This is a genomic window from Streptomyces sp. MAR4 CNX-425, assembly GCF_048656465.1.
GTDB lineage: Bacteria > Actinomycetota > Actinomycetes > Streptomycetales > Streptomycetaceae > Streptomyces.
In genome coordinates, this window is sequence record NZ_JBMDLF010000001.1 from 104,037 (window position 1) to 119,807 (window position 15,771).

At 76.0% G+C, this 15,771-nt stretch carries 7 protein-coding genes and 3 pseudogenes; 4 read left to right on the forward strand and 6 right to left on the reverse strand.

Features of this window, described 5'->3' with window-relative positions:
* Positions 1-3 precede the first annotated feature (3 nt).
* Positions 4-1,206 carry an RNA-guided endonuclease InsQ/TnpB family protein gene (locus ACHZ99_RS00425; protein WP_420302261.1) on the reverse strand — a complete coding sequence of 401 codons (1,203 nt, stop codon included), beginning with the start codon at positions 1,204-1,206 and terminating at the stop codon, positions 4-6.
* Between the two features lie 245 nt (positions 1,207-1,451).
* On the opposite strand from ACHZ99_RS00425, the pseudogene ACHZ99_RS00430 reads away from it, so the two are divergent.
* Positions 1,452-2,162: pseudogene (locus ACHZ99_RS00430) on the forward strand (AfsR/SARP family transcriptional regulator); the annotation flags it as partial.
* Here the strand turns inward: ACHZ99_RS00430 and ACHZ99_RS00435 are convergent.
* Positions 2,150-2,266 (reverse strand): annotated as a pseudogene (locus ACHZ99_RS00435) (hypothetical protein); the annotation flags it as partial. The pseudogenes ACHZ99_RS00430 and ACHZ99_RS00435 overlap by 13 nt on opposite strands.
* A 130-nt stretch (positions 2,267-2,396) precedes the next feature.
* Between ACHZ99_RS00435 and ACHZ99_RS00440 the strand changes: the two are divergent.
* Positions 2,397-4,748, forward strand: a pseudogene (locus ACHZ99_RS00440) (ATP-binding protein); the annotation flags it as partial.
* Between the two features lie 208 nt (positions 4,749-4,956).
* Here ACHZ99_RS00440 and ddaH read toward each other — a convergent pair.
* On the reverse strand, positions 4,957-5,733 hold the full coding sequence (gene ddaH / locus ACHZ99_RS00445) for a dimethylargininase (protein ID WP_420302262.1): 777 nt from the start codon (positions 5,731-5,733) through the stop codon (positions 4,957-4,959).
* Positions 5,734-5,754: 21 nt separating this feature from the next.
* Entirely contained in the window at positions 5,755-6,738 is a 984-nt protein-coding gene (locus tag ACHZ99_RS00450) for a hypothetical protein (RefSeq protein WP_420302263.1), read from the reverse strand.
* A 179-nt stretch (positions 6,739-6,917) separates the two neighbouring features.
* On the opposite strand from ACHZ99_RS00450, the gene ACHZ99_RS00455 reads away from it, so the two are divergent.
* Together ACHZ99_RS00455 and ACHZ99_RS00460 are read left to right on the forward strand one after the other, a co-directional pair.
* Positions 6,918-9,203: a heavy metal translocating P-type ATPase gene (locus ACHZ99_RS00455; RefSeq protein WP_420302264.1), complete on the forward strand. Its 2,286-nt coding sequence runs from the start codon at positions 6,918-6,920 to the stop codon at positions 9,201-9,203.
* A gap of 357 nt (positions 9,204-9,560) precedes the next feature.
* On the forward strand, positions 9,561-11,117 hold the full coding sequence (locus tag ACHZ99_RS00460) for an AMP-binding protein (RefSeq protein ID WP_420303152.1): 1,557 nt from the start codon (positions 9,561-9,563) through the stop codon (positions 11,115-11,117).
* Here the strand turns inward: ACHZ99_RS00460 and ACHZ99_RS00465 are convergent.
* Positions 11,103-12,104: a DNA polymerase Y family protein gene (locus ACHZ99_RS00465; protein WP_420302265.1), complete on the reverse strand. Its 1,002-nt coding sequence runs from the start codon at positions 12,102-12,104 to the stop codon at positions 11,103-11,105. The genes ACHZ99_RS00460 and ACHZ99_RS00465 overlap by 15 nt on opposite strands.
* Complete coding sequence (locus ACHZ99_RS00470; RefSeq protein ID WP_420302266.1) at positions 12,101-15,571, reverse strand: DNA polymerase III subunit alpha; 3,471 nt, start codon at positions 15,569-15,571, stop codon at positions 12,101-12,103. The genes ACHZ99_RS00465 and ACHZ99_RS00470 overlap by 4 nt, the downstream gene beginning before the upstream one ends.
* Positions 15,572-15,771 lie beyond the last annotated feature (200 nt).

Here is a 15,771-nt window from a genome sequence, read left to right on the forward strand (position 1 = left end):
TTCTCACGGCTCGCGCCGTGTGACTTCCTGTTTCATCGCCGACTGCCCGCCCGGAGAACTCCGTTGAGGTCTTACACCGGCTCCGCAGGCTGTAACCGCCCGTCCAGCGGCCAGCAGGTTCTTCGCCGCGTTCACGTCCCGGTCGTGGGTCGTGCCGCAGTCACACGTCCACGTGCGGACGTGGAGCGGCATCTTCCCGACGAGGGTGCCGCAGGAGGAGCACAGCTTCGAGGAGGGGAAGAAGCGGTCCACGACCACCAGCTCCCGCCCGTACCAGGCGGCTTTGTACTCCAGCATGCTCCGGAACTCGGCCCACGCCGCGTCGCTGATGGCGCGGGCCAGGCTCCGGTTCTTGACCATGTTGCGCACGGTCAGGTCCTCGATCACGAGCGTTTGGTTTTCACGTACGAGCTTCGAGGTGAGTTTGTGCAGGAGGTCACGGCGCCGGTCGGCGATCCGGGCGTGGACCCCGGCGACCTTGCGCCGCGCCTTGGCCCGGTTCGCACCGTCGCCCCTGGCCTTCTTCGCCAGGCGGCGTTGAGCCAGGGCGAGCCGGGCCCGGTCACGGCGTTCATGCCCCGGGTTGGCGATCTTCTCGCCCGTCGAGAGGGTCAGGAGGTGGTCAAGGCCGACGTCGATCCCGACCGCCGTGTCCGTGGCGGGGAGCGGCTTGATGGCCGGGTCCTCACACAGAAGGGACACGAACCAGCGCCCCGCTGCATCCTGCGACACGGTCACCGTGGAAGGGGAAGCCCCCTCAGGCAGCGGCCGGGACCATCGGATGTCCAGCGGCTCACGCATCTTCGCCAGCGTCAGCTTCCCCTCGCGGAAGCGGAACCCGCTGGTCGTGTACTCCGCGCTCTTGCGGGACTTCTTCCGCGACTTGAAGCGCGGGTATCTGGCCCGCTTGCCGAAGAAGTTGGTGAACGCCAGCTGCAAGTGCCGAAGGCACTGCTGCAACGGCACCGAGGAGACATCGTTGAGGAACGCCAGCTCCTCAGTCTTCTTCCACGCCGTCAGCATCGCCGACGTCTGGTTGTAGTTCACGCGCTCCTGCCGCGTCCACGCCTGGGTGCGTGCGGCGAGTGCCAGGTTATAGACCTTCCGAACACATCCGAAGGTGCGCGACAGCTCTGCTGCCTGCGCGTCCGTCGGATAGAAGCGGTACTTGAAAGCCCGCTTCACATAGCTCGTGGCCACGCTCACAAACTAGCGCTGCTGCTGGTTAAGGTCAAACCTGCGGGGTCAGAGCACGGCCCTTCACCCTGGGAGCGAAACCCCGCTCCTTGCCTTGCTCCGCAAGGGTCCGATTCCTCTCCGCAGCGCGGCGGTTGCGCGACGGTTGCGCGTCCGCTGCCTGCCACGACGCGGGCATCCTTGACATGTACCGCCCAGTACAAGGAAGGTGACGCCGGAGCAGCTCACGACGACCGTGACCAGGGGACGGTGTGATGCGCTATCGGATCCTTGGCAGGCTCGACGTCTGTGACGGCACGCGGTGGATCCCGCTAAACGCCGCGAAGCAGCGCGCCCTGCTCGCCCATCTGCTCATCCACGCGGGCCGGTTCGTGCCCGCCGACGCGCTCATCGCCGAGCTGTGGGGCGACGACGTGCCGGACTCCGCCGCCAAGTCCCTCCAGGTGTACGTGCACCGGCTGCGCCGCGCCCTGGGCGGCGGCCCGGAGACGCTGCACACCCGCCCCGGCGGCTACGAGCTGGCCGTGGAGCCGGACGGCACCGACGCCGCCCGCTTCGCGACCCTCGCCGCCGCCGGCCGCGCGGAGCTCGCCGGCCGGCGCCCCGAGGCGGCGGTCACGTCGCTGACGGAGGCGCTGGGGCTGTGGCGCGGCCCGGCGTTCGCGGACGTGCCGGCCACCGATGCCGTACGGGCCGAGGCCGCCCGGCTGGAGGAGTGCCGGCTGACGGCCTGGGAGGACCTGGCCGACGCGAAGCTGGCCGTGGGCCGGCACCCGGAGCTGGCCGCGGAGCTGGGTACGCTCCTGGCGGAGCAGCCGCTGCGCGAGCCGCTGTGGGGCCGGCTGATGCTGGCGCTGCACCGCTCGGGGCGGCGCTCGGACGCGCTGCGCACGTACGAGCGGGCCCGCCGGACGCTGGTGGACGAGCTGGGCGTGGAGCCGGGGGCGCAGCTTCAGGAGGTGCACGCGGCGGTGCTGGCCGGCGGCCCGGAGCCGGCGCCGCGGCACGGGGCCGCGGAGCGGCCGGCGTACTGCCAGCTGCCCGCCCGCATCCCGGACTTCGTGGGGCGGCGGGACCATCTGGTGCAGGTGCTGCGGTGGCTGGGCCGGCCGGGGGCCGGGTCGGGGGCGCCCGATCCGCGGCGGCCGGGCCCCGACGCTTGGCGGGTCGACGCGCGTCACCCGGCGCCGCGCACGGTTCTCGTCACCGGCGTCGCGGGCGCCGGCAAGTCCACGTTCGCGGTGCACGCCGCGCACCTGCTCCGCGACGTCTTCCCCGACGGCCAGCTGCACGCCGACCTGCGCACCGGCGCGGGGCACCCGGCGGACACCGGCGAGGTGCTGGCGTCGCTGCTCAAGACGCTCGGCATGACCGGCGCCGGCATCCCCGAGGGCGTGGAGGAGCGGGCCCGGCGCTACCGCGCGGAACTCGCCGACCGCCGCGTCCTCGTCGTCCTCGACAACGCCGACCACGAGCGGCAGGTACGCCCCCTGCTGCCCGGCACCGGCGACAGCGCCGTGCTCGTCACCAGCCGCGCGGGGCTCGCCGGGCTCGAAGGGGCGCTGCGCGTCGAGCTGGGCCTGCTCAGCGACGCGGAGGCGCTGGAGCTGCTGGCGCGGGCGGCCGGCGACGACCGTACCCGCCGCGACCCCGCGGTCGCCGCGCGGATCGCGGCCCAGTGCGGCAACCTGCCGCTCGCCCTGCGCATCGCGGGCGCCCGGCTGGCGACCCGGCGGCACCTCTCGCTGCCCCGGCTGGCCGAGGCGCTGGCCGACGAGCGGCGGCGGCTGGACGAGCTGGTCGCGGGCGACTTGGAGGTACGGGCCAGCGTCACGCTGGGGTACGCGGCCCTCGACCCGGTGGCGCAGCGGGCGTTCCGGCTCCTCGGCCTGCTCGACGTGCCGGCGGTGCCCGGCTGGGTGGTGGCGGCGCTGCTCGGCGACACGGCGCCGTGCGAGACGGCGCCGTGCGACCCGGCGGCCGTCGCCGAGCGGTCCCTGGACGCGCTCGTCGACAACCACCTCGTCGAGGTGGACTCCCCCGACCCGGCCGGCGAACCCCGCTACCGCCTGCACGACCTGCTGCGCCTCTACGCCCGCGAGCGCGCCCACGCCCACGAGCCGGCCGCCGAACGGGCCGCCGCCCTCGGCCGCGTGCTCACCGCCTACCTCGACCTCGCCCGCCGCGCCGACGACGCCCTGTCCTCCGGCTTCTCCGGCCGCGTACAGGTGCCGGCGCCGCACCACCGCCCGCCGGCCGCGGAGGCTGCCCGGGCGGCGGCGGACCCGCTGGCCTGGCTGGCGGCCGAACGGACCACGCTCTGCGCCCTCGTCCGCCAGGCCGCCGACGCCGGCGAGGCGGGCACCGCGTGGCGGCTGGCGGCGACGCTGGCGGCGTTCTTCGAGTCGGCGGCGCACTTCGACGACTGGCGCGAGACCCACCGCACGGCGCTGGCCGCGGCGACCGCGGCCGGCGACCGGCTCGGCGTCGCCGTCCTGCACCGGGACCTGGGCGAGCTGGAGACCGTGCAGGACCGCTACGGGGAGGCGGTGGCGGCGTTCAAGCGGTCGCTGAAGGAGTTCGCCGCGCTGGGGCCCTCCGCGCCGGAGTACCCGCGCGGGGCCGCGGGGGCGAAGCCCGGCGCGCGCCCGCGCGCGGCGGGCATGGCCGCGCGCCCCGACGCGGGCGGCCACCACCCCGCCGAGTCCGCCGCGGCGGCGGGGCTCGGCGTGCTGCTGCGGCTGCGCGGGCAGTACGCGCAGGCCGCCGCCTGTCTGCGGCGCGGCATCGAGCAGGCCCGGGCGGGCGGCAACGTGCGCTCCGAGTCGTACGCCCGCTGCGCCCTGGGCAGCGTCCACCTGGAGTGCGGCGAACCCGGCGCCGCCCGGCGCGAGTTCGAGCGCGCGCTGGCCCTCGCGCACCAGCACGGCTACCGGCACGGCGAGGTGTCCGCCGAGCGCAACCTCGGCCTCGCGGACCTCGCGGTCGGCCGCGTGCACTCCGCCGCGGCGCGGATGCTGCGCAGCTGCGAACTGGCCGCGGAGCTCGGCAACCGGGTGGGCGAGGTGCACGCGCTCCAGTGGCTCGGGCATCTGACGGACGTGACCGGGGAGCCGGCGCGGGCGGAGCGGATGCTCGACGAGAGCCTGACGGCGTACCGGCGGTTCGGCGAGCGGTTCGGGGAGGCGCTGACGCTGCGGTCGCGGGCGGACCTCCAGCTGCACGCGCGCCGGCCGGCGGCGGCCCAGGCGACGGCGCGGCAGGCCCTGTCGATCTGGCGGCATCTCGACACCCCGTACTGGACGGCGCGCACCCTCGACGTGCTCGCCGCCGCGCACGCGGCCGCGGGCGGCCCGGGGGGCGAGGTGGCGGCCGCCCGGGTACGTCGTCAGGCCGCGGCTCTACGCGCGTCAGTCGGCCTGCCGGCGGGCCTCCGCACCCCGGTCGCGGCCGGCCGCCGCCTCGGCGGCCACCTCACCCCGGCCCCGGCCCTGGCCTCCGCGGTCCGGGCCCGGCCGGGGGCGCTGCGGGTGGCGGCGGAGAGCCGCTGAGCGCGGTGGGCGGCCGGAGCCGGCGAGGCGGACGGGGCACGCCTTCCGGCGTCACCGCCGCGGAGCCGCCCGCCGTCGGGCCGCGCCCCTGGCGGCGGCCCTGCTGCGGGCGTTCCGACGGTGGGGCGCTGGCCCCCGCATACGAGCGCCGGCCCTGCGGTATGCACCCGCCGCCGCCCCCGCGCCCCCGGCACGGCGCCCCGCGCCGTCAGGCGTACAGGCCCCGCATCCGTACCGACAGGCACGTCACCGAGCCTTCGAGCTTCTCGAACTCGCCGATGTCCACCGGCACCGGCGTATAGCCCAGGTCCGCGTACAGGGCCGCCGTGCGCGGCGCGCTCGCCGCCATCAGCAGCGCGCCGCCGCCGAGCAGGACGACGTGCGCCCCGGCGGCCTCCGGGACCGCGAGTCGGCCGGGGAAGAGCGCCGGTTCGTCGAGCAGCCCCGGGTGGGTGGCGAAGGTCCCGTCGGGCAGGGCGGTGATGCCGGACTTCAGGTGCAGCACCCTGGTGACCGGGACGGCCACGACGCGGGCGCCGAGCGGCTCGAAGCACGCGCGGAGCTGCCGGACGCCCTCGGTGTTGGTGCGGCCGCCGCGGCCCACGTAGATCGTGTCGCCGACCTTGAGCACGTCGCCGCCGTCGAGGGTGCCGGGCTCGCGGACACGGTTCACCGAGCAGCCCAGCCGGCTCACCGCGTCCTCGACGCCCGCGGTCTCCGGCTTGCGGGAGTCGGCGCCGGGGCGGGTGACGAGGGCGACGTTCCGGTACATCACGACCGTGTCCTCGACGAAGACCGCGTCCGGGCAGTCGTCGGCGGGGGCGACCTCGACGGTCTCCCAGCCGTGCAGTTCGAGGGCGGCGACGTAGGACCGCCACTGGTCGAGGGCCCGGTCGCCGTCGACGGCGGTGCGTTCGATGTGGGTGACCAGGCCCTCGGCGAGACGCGGGCCGGGGCGGCGTACGAGTGCTTTCCTGCTGCTCATGCAGCAGGTCTACCACGGCCGTCAGTGCTCGTGACCGTCGCCGGCCTCCTCGCCCGTCCCGCTCTCCCCGGCGGGCGCGTCCCCGCTCGCGGCCGCGTTGACGGTGAAGGCCGCCGTGCGCACCTCGCCCTCGTGCTTGAAGTCGAGGAAGAGGCGGTACGAACCGGTGCTGGGCGCGGTCGCGGAGAAGGCCACCCCGGGGCCGGGCTCCGTCTTCCCGTCGCCGGGCTCGCCGCCCGGGTGGACGTGCAGGTACGCCAGGTCGCCGGCGCGCAGCGCGACCAGGTGCCCGTACGCGCCGAGGTACGGCTCCAGGTCGGTGACCGGCTCGCCGTCCTTCTCGACGGTGAACTCCACGTCCCGCGCGGAGCCGGGCGTGAGGCCGCCGTCGAGCGTCACCTCGTACCCGTCGACGGTCGCGGTCGGCTCGGGCGCGGGCAGCGGCGCCGGGCCGTAGTCGCCGGCGACGGCGAGGTCGCCGCCGAGGGTCAGGCCGGTCCCGGGGCCGCCGGCGGGCACGAAGTCGGCGAAGACGCGGTAGTCGCCGGCCTTCGGCAGCGTGACCGGCGCGCTCCAGACGCCCTCGCCGTCGCGGACCGGGTGGAGGTGGCGGTACGTGCCGAGGTCGCGGGAGGCGACGATCAGGTGCAGCTCCTTGCCGTGCTCCCGCTGGTACGAGGTCACGGGCTCGCCGTCCGCGCCGCGCACGGCGAAGCGCAGCTCGGTGCGGCTGCGGGCGTCGACGCGCGCGGTGTCCAGGTCGAGCGTGTAGCCCGACTCGGAGAGCTGGAGCCCGCCCGCGGCGGGGCCGGCGCCCTCCTCGTGCCCGCCGCCGTGCCCGCCGCCCTTGCCCTTCTTCTCCTTCTCGCCGCCCTCGGCGTGTCCGCCGTGGGCGGGGGCGGGGTCGTCGTTCACGGGCCCCACGGCGCTGCCGACCCCGTACGCCCCGCTGAACGCGACGGCGAGCACGCCTGCGAAGAGTCCGGCTCTGGCTGCGGTGTTCATCGCTTGCTCCTCTCGGTCGGCCCGTCGTCGCGACCGGCCTCGATGGGCGCCATCATACCCCCGAGGGGTATACGGTCAAGCGAGGAGACCGACACTTGCAATCGATACGGGTCAGGGGTATACATGGGAGCGAAGGATCTAATACCCCCTAGGGGTATGGCGAGCCACAAGGAGCAGCGATGACCACCACCACGCCAGGCAGGACGGCCGAGGTCGAACTCGCGATCGGCGGCATGACCTGCGCTTCCTGTGCCGCACGGATCGAGAAGAAGCTCAACCGCATGGAGGGCGTCGAGGCGTCCGTCAACTACGCCACCGAGAAGGCAAAGGTCTCGTACGTCGACGGCGTGGACGTCGGCGACCTCATCGCCACCGTCGAACGTACCGGCTACACCGCCGCCCCGCCCGCCCCCGCCGCCGGACCGGCCGCGGACGGCGGCGGGACGGACGGCGGGGCAGGCGGCGCCGGCGACGGCCCGGAGCCGCCCGACGAGCTGCGGACGCTGCGGCAGCGGCTCTTCGGCGCCCTGGCGCTGTCCGTGCCCGTGGTGGCCATGGCGATGGTGCCCGCCCTGCAGTTCGAGTACTGGCAGTGGCTCTCGCTCACGCTGGCCGCGCCGGTGGTCGTCTGGGGCGCCTGGCCGTTCCACCGGGCCGCCTGGACCAACGCCCGGCACGGCGCCGTCACCATGGACACGCTGATCTCGGGCGGTACGACGGCGGCGTTCCTCTGGTCGCTGTGGGCGCTGTTCTTCGGCACCGCGGGCGAGCCCGGGATGACCCACCCCTTCGAGCTGACCATCGCCCGCAGCGACGGCTCCGGCAATATCTACCTCGAAGCCGCCGCCGGGGTGACGACGTTCATCCTCGCCGGGCGGTACTTCGAGACCAAGTCCAAGCGGAAGGCGGGCGCGGCGCTGCGCGCGCTGATGGAGCTGGGCGCCAAGGAGGTCGCGGTCCTGCGGGACGGCCGCGAGGAGCGGATCCCCGTAGACCGGCTGGCGGTCGGGGACCGCTTCGTGGTCCGGCCCGGCGAGAAGATCGCCACCGACGGCACCGTCGTCGAGGGCGCCTCCGCCGTGGACGCCTCCATGCTCACCGGCGAGTCCGTGCCGGTGGAGGTCGCCGTGGGCGACGCCGTCACCGGCGCCACCGTCAACGCCGGCGGCCGGCTGGTCGTCGAGGCCACCCGGGTCGGCGCGGACACGCGGCTGGCGCGGATGGCCCGGCTGGTCGAGGACGCCCAGAACGGCAAGGCCGCCGTGCAGCGGCTCGCCGACCGCATCTCCGGCGTCTTCGTCCCCGTCGTCATCGCGCTGTCCCTGGGGACGCTGGGCTTCTGGCTCGGTACGGGCGACGGGATGGCCGCCGCGTTCACCGCCTCGGTCGCCGTGCTGATCATCGCCTGCCCCTGCGCCCTCGGCCTGGCCACCCCGATCGCCCTCATGGTCGGCACCGGCCGCGGCGCCCAGCTCGGCATCCTCATCAAGGGCCCCGAGGTCCTGGAGTCGACCCGCAAGGTCGACACCGTCGTCCTGGACAAGACCGGCACGGTCACCACCGGCACCATGACCCTGCACGCCCTGCACACCGCGGACGGCGAGGACGAGGAGGCGGTGCTGCGGCTCGCGGGTGCGCTGGAGCACGCCTCGGAGCACCCCATCGCGCAGGCGGTGGCCGCGGCGGCGGCCGAACGCCTCGGCACGCTGCCGGCGCCCGAGGACTTCGCCAACGTGCCCGGGCTCGGCGTCCAGGGCGTCGTCGACGGCCACGCGGTCCTCGTCGGCCGGCAGCAGCTCCTCGCGGAGTGGGCCATGGAGCTGCCCGCCGGGCTCGCCGAGGCCAAGGAGCGGTCGGAGAAGGCCGGGCGCACCGCGATCGCGGTCGCCTGGGACGGCGAGGCCCGCGCCCTGCTGGAGGTCGCCGACGCGGTCAAGCCGACCAGCGCGCAGGCCATCGGCCGGCTGCGGGACCTGGGCCTGACCCCGATCCTGCTCACCGGCGACAACACGGCGGTCGCGAAGACCGTCGCCGCCGAGGTCGGCATCGACGAGGTCATCGCCGAGGTCCTCCCGGAGGACAAGGTCGACGCGGTCCGGAAGCTCCAGGCGGACGGCCGTACGGTCGCCATGGTCGGGGACGGCGTCAACGACGCCGCCGCCCTCGCCCAGGCGGACCTGGGCCTGGCCATCGGCACCGGCACCGACGCCGCGATCGAGGCCGCCGACCTGACCCTGGTCACCGGCGACCTGCGGGCCGCGCCGGACGCCATCCGGCTCGCCCGCTCCACCCTGGGCACCATCAAGACCAACCTCGTCTGGGCCTTCGGCTACAACACCGCGGCCCTCCCGCTCGCCGCCGCGGGGCTGCTCAACCCGATGCTCGCGGGGGCGGCGATGGCGTTCTCCTCGGTCTCGGTGGTCGCCAACAGCCTCCGGCTGCGGCGGTTCCGCCCGCTGGGCTGAGCCCCGGCGAACGCCGCGCCGTGCGACGGGCCGCCACGGTCCGCACGCGCGGCGCGGCGTTCTTTGTGTGCGCGGGGAGCGGTGCCCGCCGCGGCGCGGGAGTGCGGGGCCTCGTACGGGTGGTGCGGCGTCCGGGTTTTAGGGCGACGGGTTACGGTGCCCTCCGCGGCACCGTAACGAGGGGGAGGCAAACGTCGTGGAGATGCGCCCCCTCCCCCGCCTCCGGTAGCCACCGGCACCGCCCGCCGCGCCAAAGACCCACGCAACCCGCACGAACGGCGCAACGTTCCGGCCCATGCGCCAAGGGGTACGGTGCCCTCCGCGGCACAGAACAAGGGGGAGGCGAGCATCGTGGAGATGCGGGAGAGGGACGAGGCGCGGGAGCCGGCGGGCGCGGAGGGCTCGTGGGAGCTGTTTCCCGCGCTGCGCACCGCGCCCGAGCGGGTCGCGCTGCGCTTCGGCGGCACCGAGCTGACGTACGGCGGGCTGGCCGCGGCGGCGGACGCCGTCGCCCGGCGGATCGCGGGCGCCCGGCGGGTGGCGGTCTGGGCGACGCCGGACCCGGCGACCGCGGTGGCGGTGACGGCGGCGCTGACGGCGGGCGTGGCGGCGGTGCCGCTCAACCCCCGCATCGGGGTGCGGGAGCTGGCGCACATCGTGGCGGACAGCGGGCCGGAGCTGGTGCTGGCGGCGCCGGGCACGGAGCTGCCGGAGGCGCTGGCGGGGATCGGGCGGGTGGACGTGCCGGCGTACGGCCCGCGCCCCGGGCCCGGCGCCGCGGACACCCGGCCCGGGGCCGCCGCCCCCGCGCCCGGCACCGCCGCACTCGTCGTCTACACCTCCGGTACGACCGGGCCGCCCAAGGGCGTCGTGCTCTCCCAGCGGGCGCTCGCCGCCTGCCTGGACGACCTCGCCGAGGTCTGGGGCTGGACCGGGCGCGACACCGTGGTGCACGGGCTGCCGCTGTTCCACGTGCACGGGCTGGTCCTCGGCGTGCTCGGCCCGCTGCGCCGCGGCGGCGCCGTGCACCATGTGGGGCGCTTCGCGCCGGAGACGGTCGCGGCGGCGCTGGACGCGGGCGGCACGATGCTGTTCGGGGTGCCGACGATGTACCACCGGCTCGCCGACGCCCTCGACGCCGGACCGGCCGCCGGCCGGCTGGCCGCCGCCCTCGCCGGCGCCCGGCTGCTCGTCTCCGGCTCCGCCGCGCTGCCGCCGGCGGACCACCGCCGGCTCACCGCGGCCACCGGCCGCCGGGTCGTGGAGCGCTACGGCCTGACGGAGACGCTGATGAACACCAGCGTCCGCCCCGACGACCCGGACGGCGCCGGCACCGTCGGCGTCCCCCTGCCCTCCGTCGCCGCCCGCCTCGTGGACGACGCGGGGGCCGAACTCACCGCGTACGACGGGGAGACGGTCGGCGAGGTCGAGGTCCGCGGCCCGAACCTCTTCACCGGCTACCTCAACCGCCCCGAGGCGACGGCGGCGGCGTTCCGCGACGGCTGGTTCCGCACCGGCGACATGGCGGTACGGGACGCGGCCGGCCGCTTCCGCATCGTCGGCCGCCGCGCCACCGACCTCATCAAGTCCGGCGGCTACAAGATCGGCGCCGGGGAGATCGAGAACGCGCTGCTGGAGCATCCGGCCGTCGCCGAGGCGGCGGTCACCGCGGAGCCGGACCCGGACCTGGGCGAGCGCGTCGTCGCGTGGGTGGTCCCGGTGCCGGGGAGCACCCCGCCGCCGGCCGCGGAGCTGTCGTCGTACGTGGCCGGGCACCTGGCGCCGCACAAGCGGCCCCGCACCGTGCACTTCCTCGACGCCCTCCCCCGCAACGACATGGGCAAGGTACTCAAGCGCGCCCTGGGCGGCACGGATCCCGGCACCGGGTCCGGCACCGGTTCACCCGGGCGGTGACCGCCGGCGGGCCGCCAGGGTGGCCGGCCGGACCGCACCGGCGCCGAACCGCCGCCGGGCCCGGTCCGCGGCCGCCTCGGCGAGGCGGGCCCGGACGTCGGCGGGGTCCAGCGAGAGCTGGCGGTAGGCGCCGGCCGCCGGCAGCAGGTGGTCGACGCGGAGCGTGTAGGCGCGTACCCGGGCCCGCTGGAGCCCGAGGGCGGCCAGCAGGCCGAGGGCGGTGTCGGCGAGCGCCGGCGAGTGGTCGGTGGGTTCGGCCGTGGCGCGGGTCCGGGTGGTCGTGGTGCGGTCGGCGTACCGCACCACGAGGGTGACGCGGCCGGCGACCTGGCCCTCGCCGCGCAGCCGCCGGCCGAGTTCGTCGGCGAGCCCCAGCACGGACCGGTGGTGCTGTGCGGGGTCGAGGCAGTCGGCGTCCAGGACGAGCTCCGCCGTCAGGGACGCCGCCGGCTCGGCGGGGGCGACCGGGCGCGGGTCGTGGCCGCGGGCGCGGTCGCCGAGCAGCCGGGCCCGGCTGACGCCGAGGAGCCGTTGCAGGGTCGCCGCGGGCAGGTCGGCGAGCTGCCCGACGGTGTGCAGCCCGTACCGCCCGAGCTTCTCGGCGGTCGCCCGGCCGACCCCGGGGAGGGCGGCGACCGGGCGCGGGGACAGCCACTCGGCCGCCCGCCCGGCGGGCACCCGGGTGGTGTCCCCGGGCGGGGAGGCGTCGGCCGCCATGGCTGCGAGCATGCGGTTGCCCGCGAGTCCGGCGCTGCTGTCGATGCCGTACAGCGCCTTCAGGCGCATCTTCACCAGCTGCACCGCGTCGTAGGGCGACAGGTCGAAGTACCGGAGCGCCGACGTCAGGTCGAGCTGTACGGCGTCGGGCGGCATCTCCTGGACGTGGGGCGTGACGCCGGCCATCAGCTCGACGACCTCCGCGTACCGCTCGCCGCTCAGCGAGGCGTGCAGGTGGAGGTGCGCGATGTGCCGTCCGCGCGGGGTCATCCCGCGCTCCCCGGGCTGCGGTGGCCGAACTTCTTCAGGTCGGCCGACCGGCTGCCGGCGGGCTGGAGGTCGGCGTACGGGTGCAGGCGGGCGCCGGCGGTGCCGTCGGTCAGGGTGCGGCCGGGCCCGGCGGGACCGGGCCGGGCGGGGGTCGGGTGCGGGCGGTCCTCGCCGAGGAGGGCGAGGGCGGCCCCGGGGCCGTCGTCGCGGCGGGCGGCGGCGATCCGGTCCAGGTCCCAGGCCATGGTGCCGACGACGGTGCGGCGGGTGCCGCGCACCTGGACCGTGCCGCGTACCAGCAGCAGGCCGCTGTGGAAGACGGTGTGCGCGCAGGCCGGGTGGGAGTCCTCGAAGAACGCCAGGTCGACCAGGCCGGAGCCGTCCTCCAGGGTGACGAAGATGACGCGTTTGCCGCTGGCGATCGGCGGGGTCTGGGTCGAGGCCCGGACGCCGGCGACGAGCACCTGCCGGCCGGCGCGCAGGCCGGCCAGGTGGGCCGCGTCCGTGGCGCCGATCTCGCGCAGCAGCCGGTGGTGGTGCTCCATCAGGTGCCGGGAGACGTCGATGCCGAGGGTGGTCAGCTCGGCGCCCAGGGCCTCGCGTCCGGTCATCTCCGGCAGCCCGCTCGGCTCCGTGCCGCCGGCCGCTTCGCGGCCGAGGGGCAGCTGGCCCTCGGCCGCGAAGCGGGCCCGGGACTGCCGGTGCAGCTCCTCGATCTGGAGGAGCAGGTCGCGGCGGGTGAGGCGCCCGTCGCCGAGGCCGTCCAGGGCGCCGATCCCGGCCAGCCGCTCGGCGACCGGCCGGCTGGGGCGGGCCCGCTGCCAGAAGTCCGACAGCGACCCGTACGGCCGGCCCTCCTCGATCCGTGCGCCCTCCTCCTCGCTGATGCCGTGCACCGCGGACAGCGCGAGCCGCACCCCCCACCGGTCCGTGCCGGCGTCCTTCTCCACGGTGTGCTTCACCCGGGAGCGGTTGACGTCGACGGGCAGGACCGGCACGCCGCGGCGGCGGGCGTCCGAGACGAGGACCCGCTTGGGCCACATGCCGGGGTCGTGTTCGAGCAGGCCGGCCAGCAGGAACGCCGGGTAGTGGGCCTTGAGCCAGGCGCTCTGCAGCGCGGGGACGGCGAAGGCGACCGCGTGCGCCCGGCAGAAGCCGTAGGCGCCGAAGGACTCGACGGTCTTCCAGACCTCGTCCCGTACGGCCGCGTCGTAGCCGCGCGCCCGCGCCCGCCGGTGGAACCAGTCCCTGATCCGGGGCAGCCGGCCGGCGTCCCCGAGCGCGCGCCGGGCGATCTCCCCCAGGGCCCGGTCGCAGCCGGTCAGCACCCGGAAGGTCTCGATGACCTGCTCGTGCCAGATGGTCACGCCGTACGTGTCGGAGAGCACCTCTTCGAGGTGGGGGTGGGCGTACGCGGGTGCGCCGCCGTGGCGGGCGGCGACGTACCGCTCGGGCATGCCGCCGGCGACCGGGCCCGGGCGGAAGAGGCTGATGTCGGCGATGACGTCCTGCGGGTCGCGGGGCTGGAGCCGGGAGAGGAGGTCCTGCTGGCCGGGCGACTCCAGCTGGAACAGGCCCAGGGTCTCGCTGTTCTGGATGAGCTTGAACGCGAAGACGTCGTCGAGCGGCACCTGGGCGGGGTCGTCCAGGTCGATGCGGTCGCCCGTGGCCTGCTCGATCTCGTCGACGGCGTGGGCCATCGCGGACTGCATGCGCACGCCCAGGACGTCGAGCTTGATGTTGCCGAGGTCCTCGATCTCCTCCTTCGCGGCCATGGCCATGGGGTAGTCGCCCTGCGGGGTGGGCTGGACGGGCAGCCGGTCCAGGAGGGTGGCGTCGCTGATGACCACGCCGCAGGGGTGCATGGCCATGCCGTGAACGAGGGCGTCGAGGCCCTCGGCGAGTTCCCACAGCGGGCCGTAGCGGTGCGCCTCGGCGGCCAGCTGCCGCAGCTCGGGCAGTTCGGCGAGGGCGCCGGTGATGTCGGAGGCGCGCAGGTGCGGGAAGCTCTTGGCGATCCGGTCGACGTCGGCGGGGGCGATGCCGAGGGCGAGGCCGGTGTCGCGCAGGGCGCGCCGGGCGCGGTACGTCTCGGGCATGGCGGTGACCGCCACCCGCTCCCTGCCGAACCGGTCGAAGATCGTGTCGTAGCACTCCAGCCGCCGGGCCGACTCCACGTCGATGTCGATGTCGGGCAGCGAGTTGCGCCGGACGCTCAGGAAGCGCTCGAACAGCAGCCGGTGGTCGAGGGGGTTGGCGGTGGCGATGCCCAGGACGTGACAGACCAGCGAGCCGGCGCCCGAGCCGCGGGCCGCGACCCGGATGCCCCTGGCCCGGATGTCGGCCACGACCTGGCCGACGGCCAGGAAGTACGAGTCGTATCCGAGGGTGGCGATCGCGGTCAGCTCCTCGTCCAGTCGGGTACGGGTCTCGGGGTCGCGGTCGAGGCCACGCCGGGCCAGGCCGTCCTCGCACTGCCGGCGCAGCAGCCGCGCGGCCCCGTGCGCGTCCGGCCCGGCGCCGAAGAGCTCCGGCTCCGGGAAGTGCGGCCGCCCCAGCCCGAGGTCCGCCGCGGGGTCGATCGTGCACGCGGCGGCCGTCGCGGCGGTGTCCGCCAGCAGCCGGCGGGCGCGCCGTACGTCCGCTCCGGCGCACTCGGCGATCAGCCGGGCGACGGGCGCCATCGCCCGCTCGTCCTTGAGCCAGCGCTGCCCGCCGTCCAGCCGGCGCCGGTCGACCGGCCGCAGCAGCCGCGCGGCGTCCAGGACGTCCGCGAGCCGGTGCTGCTCGGGGTCGGCGTAGCGGACGGCGTTGGAGAGGACGACGGTGGTGCCCGTGCGGTCGCCCAGCGCCAGGGTGCGGGCCGCCAGGCGGAGCGATCCGGGTCCGGTGCCGGGCCGCCGGTGGGCGACGGCCTCCAGCCGGAGCCCGGCCCCGAAGACCTCCCGCCACGGCGCCAGCAGCGTCGCCGCAACGTCCTCCCGGCCCACCGCCAGCGCCCGCACCGGCTCGGAGAGCGGCCCGAGCAGGGCCGTCAGACCGGGGCCGCCGTGCTCGCGCAGCGCCTCCCACGGCACCACCGGCGGGCTGCCGCCCGTCGCCCCCGCGTGGGCGGCGGACACGATGCGGCACAGCCGGGCCCACCCCGCCCGTCCCCGCGCGAGCAGCACGAACCGCAGCGGCGGCTCGGCCACGTGCGCCCCGCCCCGCGCCGGGGTACGGGGCCGCGGCGCGGGCGGCGGCGGCGCCACCCCCGCCACCGCCAGGTCGACCCCCAGCACCGGCCGCACCCCGGCCGCCGCGCAGGCGCGGACGAACCGGACGACGCCGGTGACGGTGTCCCGGTCGGTCAGCGCGAGGGCTCCCATGCCGCGCTCGGCGGCCCGCCGGACGAGGTGCTCGGGGTGGGCGGCGCCGTAGCGGGCGGAGTAACCGGACGCGACGTGCACGTGGGCGAAGCCCACCATGCCGCACCTCCATCACTCCACCCCATTTCGGCGTTTTGTCCCGACAGACGTCATCGTACGTTCGTTCGAATACCCTAGCTCCGCCAAGCCCTCCGGGCGACCGCTCCGATCACCGCGATTCCCCAGCTCAGCGGCGCCGCGCAGGCCATCTCGGCGGCCGGGCAACGCAGTTGGAGGCGCGCGCGTACGCGCATGAGATT

Coding starts and splice junctions, on each gene's coding strand:
- ddaH (WP_420302262.1), bottom strand. CDS start 5,733: ATGAGCAGCAGGAAAGCACTCGTACGCCGCCCCGGCCCGCGTCTCGCC.
- ACHZ99_RS00450 (WP_420302263.1), bottom strand. CDS start 6,738: ATGAACACCGCAGCCAGAGCCGGACTCTTCGCAGGCGTGCTCGCCGTC.
- ACHZ99_RS00455 (WP_420302264.1), top strand. CDS start 6,918: ATGACCACCACCACGCCAGGCAGGACGGCCGAGGTCGAACTCGCGATC.
- ACHZ99_RS00460 (WP_420303152.1), top strand. CDS start 9,561: ATGCGGGAGAGGGACGAGGCGCGGGAGCCGGCGGGCGCGGAGGGCTCG.
- ACHZ99_RS00465 (WP_420302265.1), bottom strand. CDS start 12,104: ATGACCCCGCGCGGACGGCACATCGCGCACCTCCACCTGCACGCCTCG.
- ACHZ99_RS00470 (WP_420302266.1), bottom strand. CDS start 15,571: ATGGTGGGCTTCGCCCACGTGCACGTCGCGTCCGGTTACTCCGCCCGC.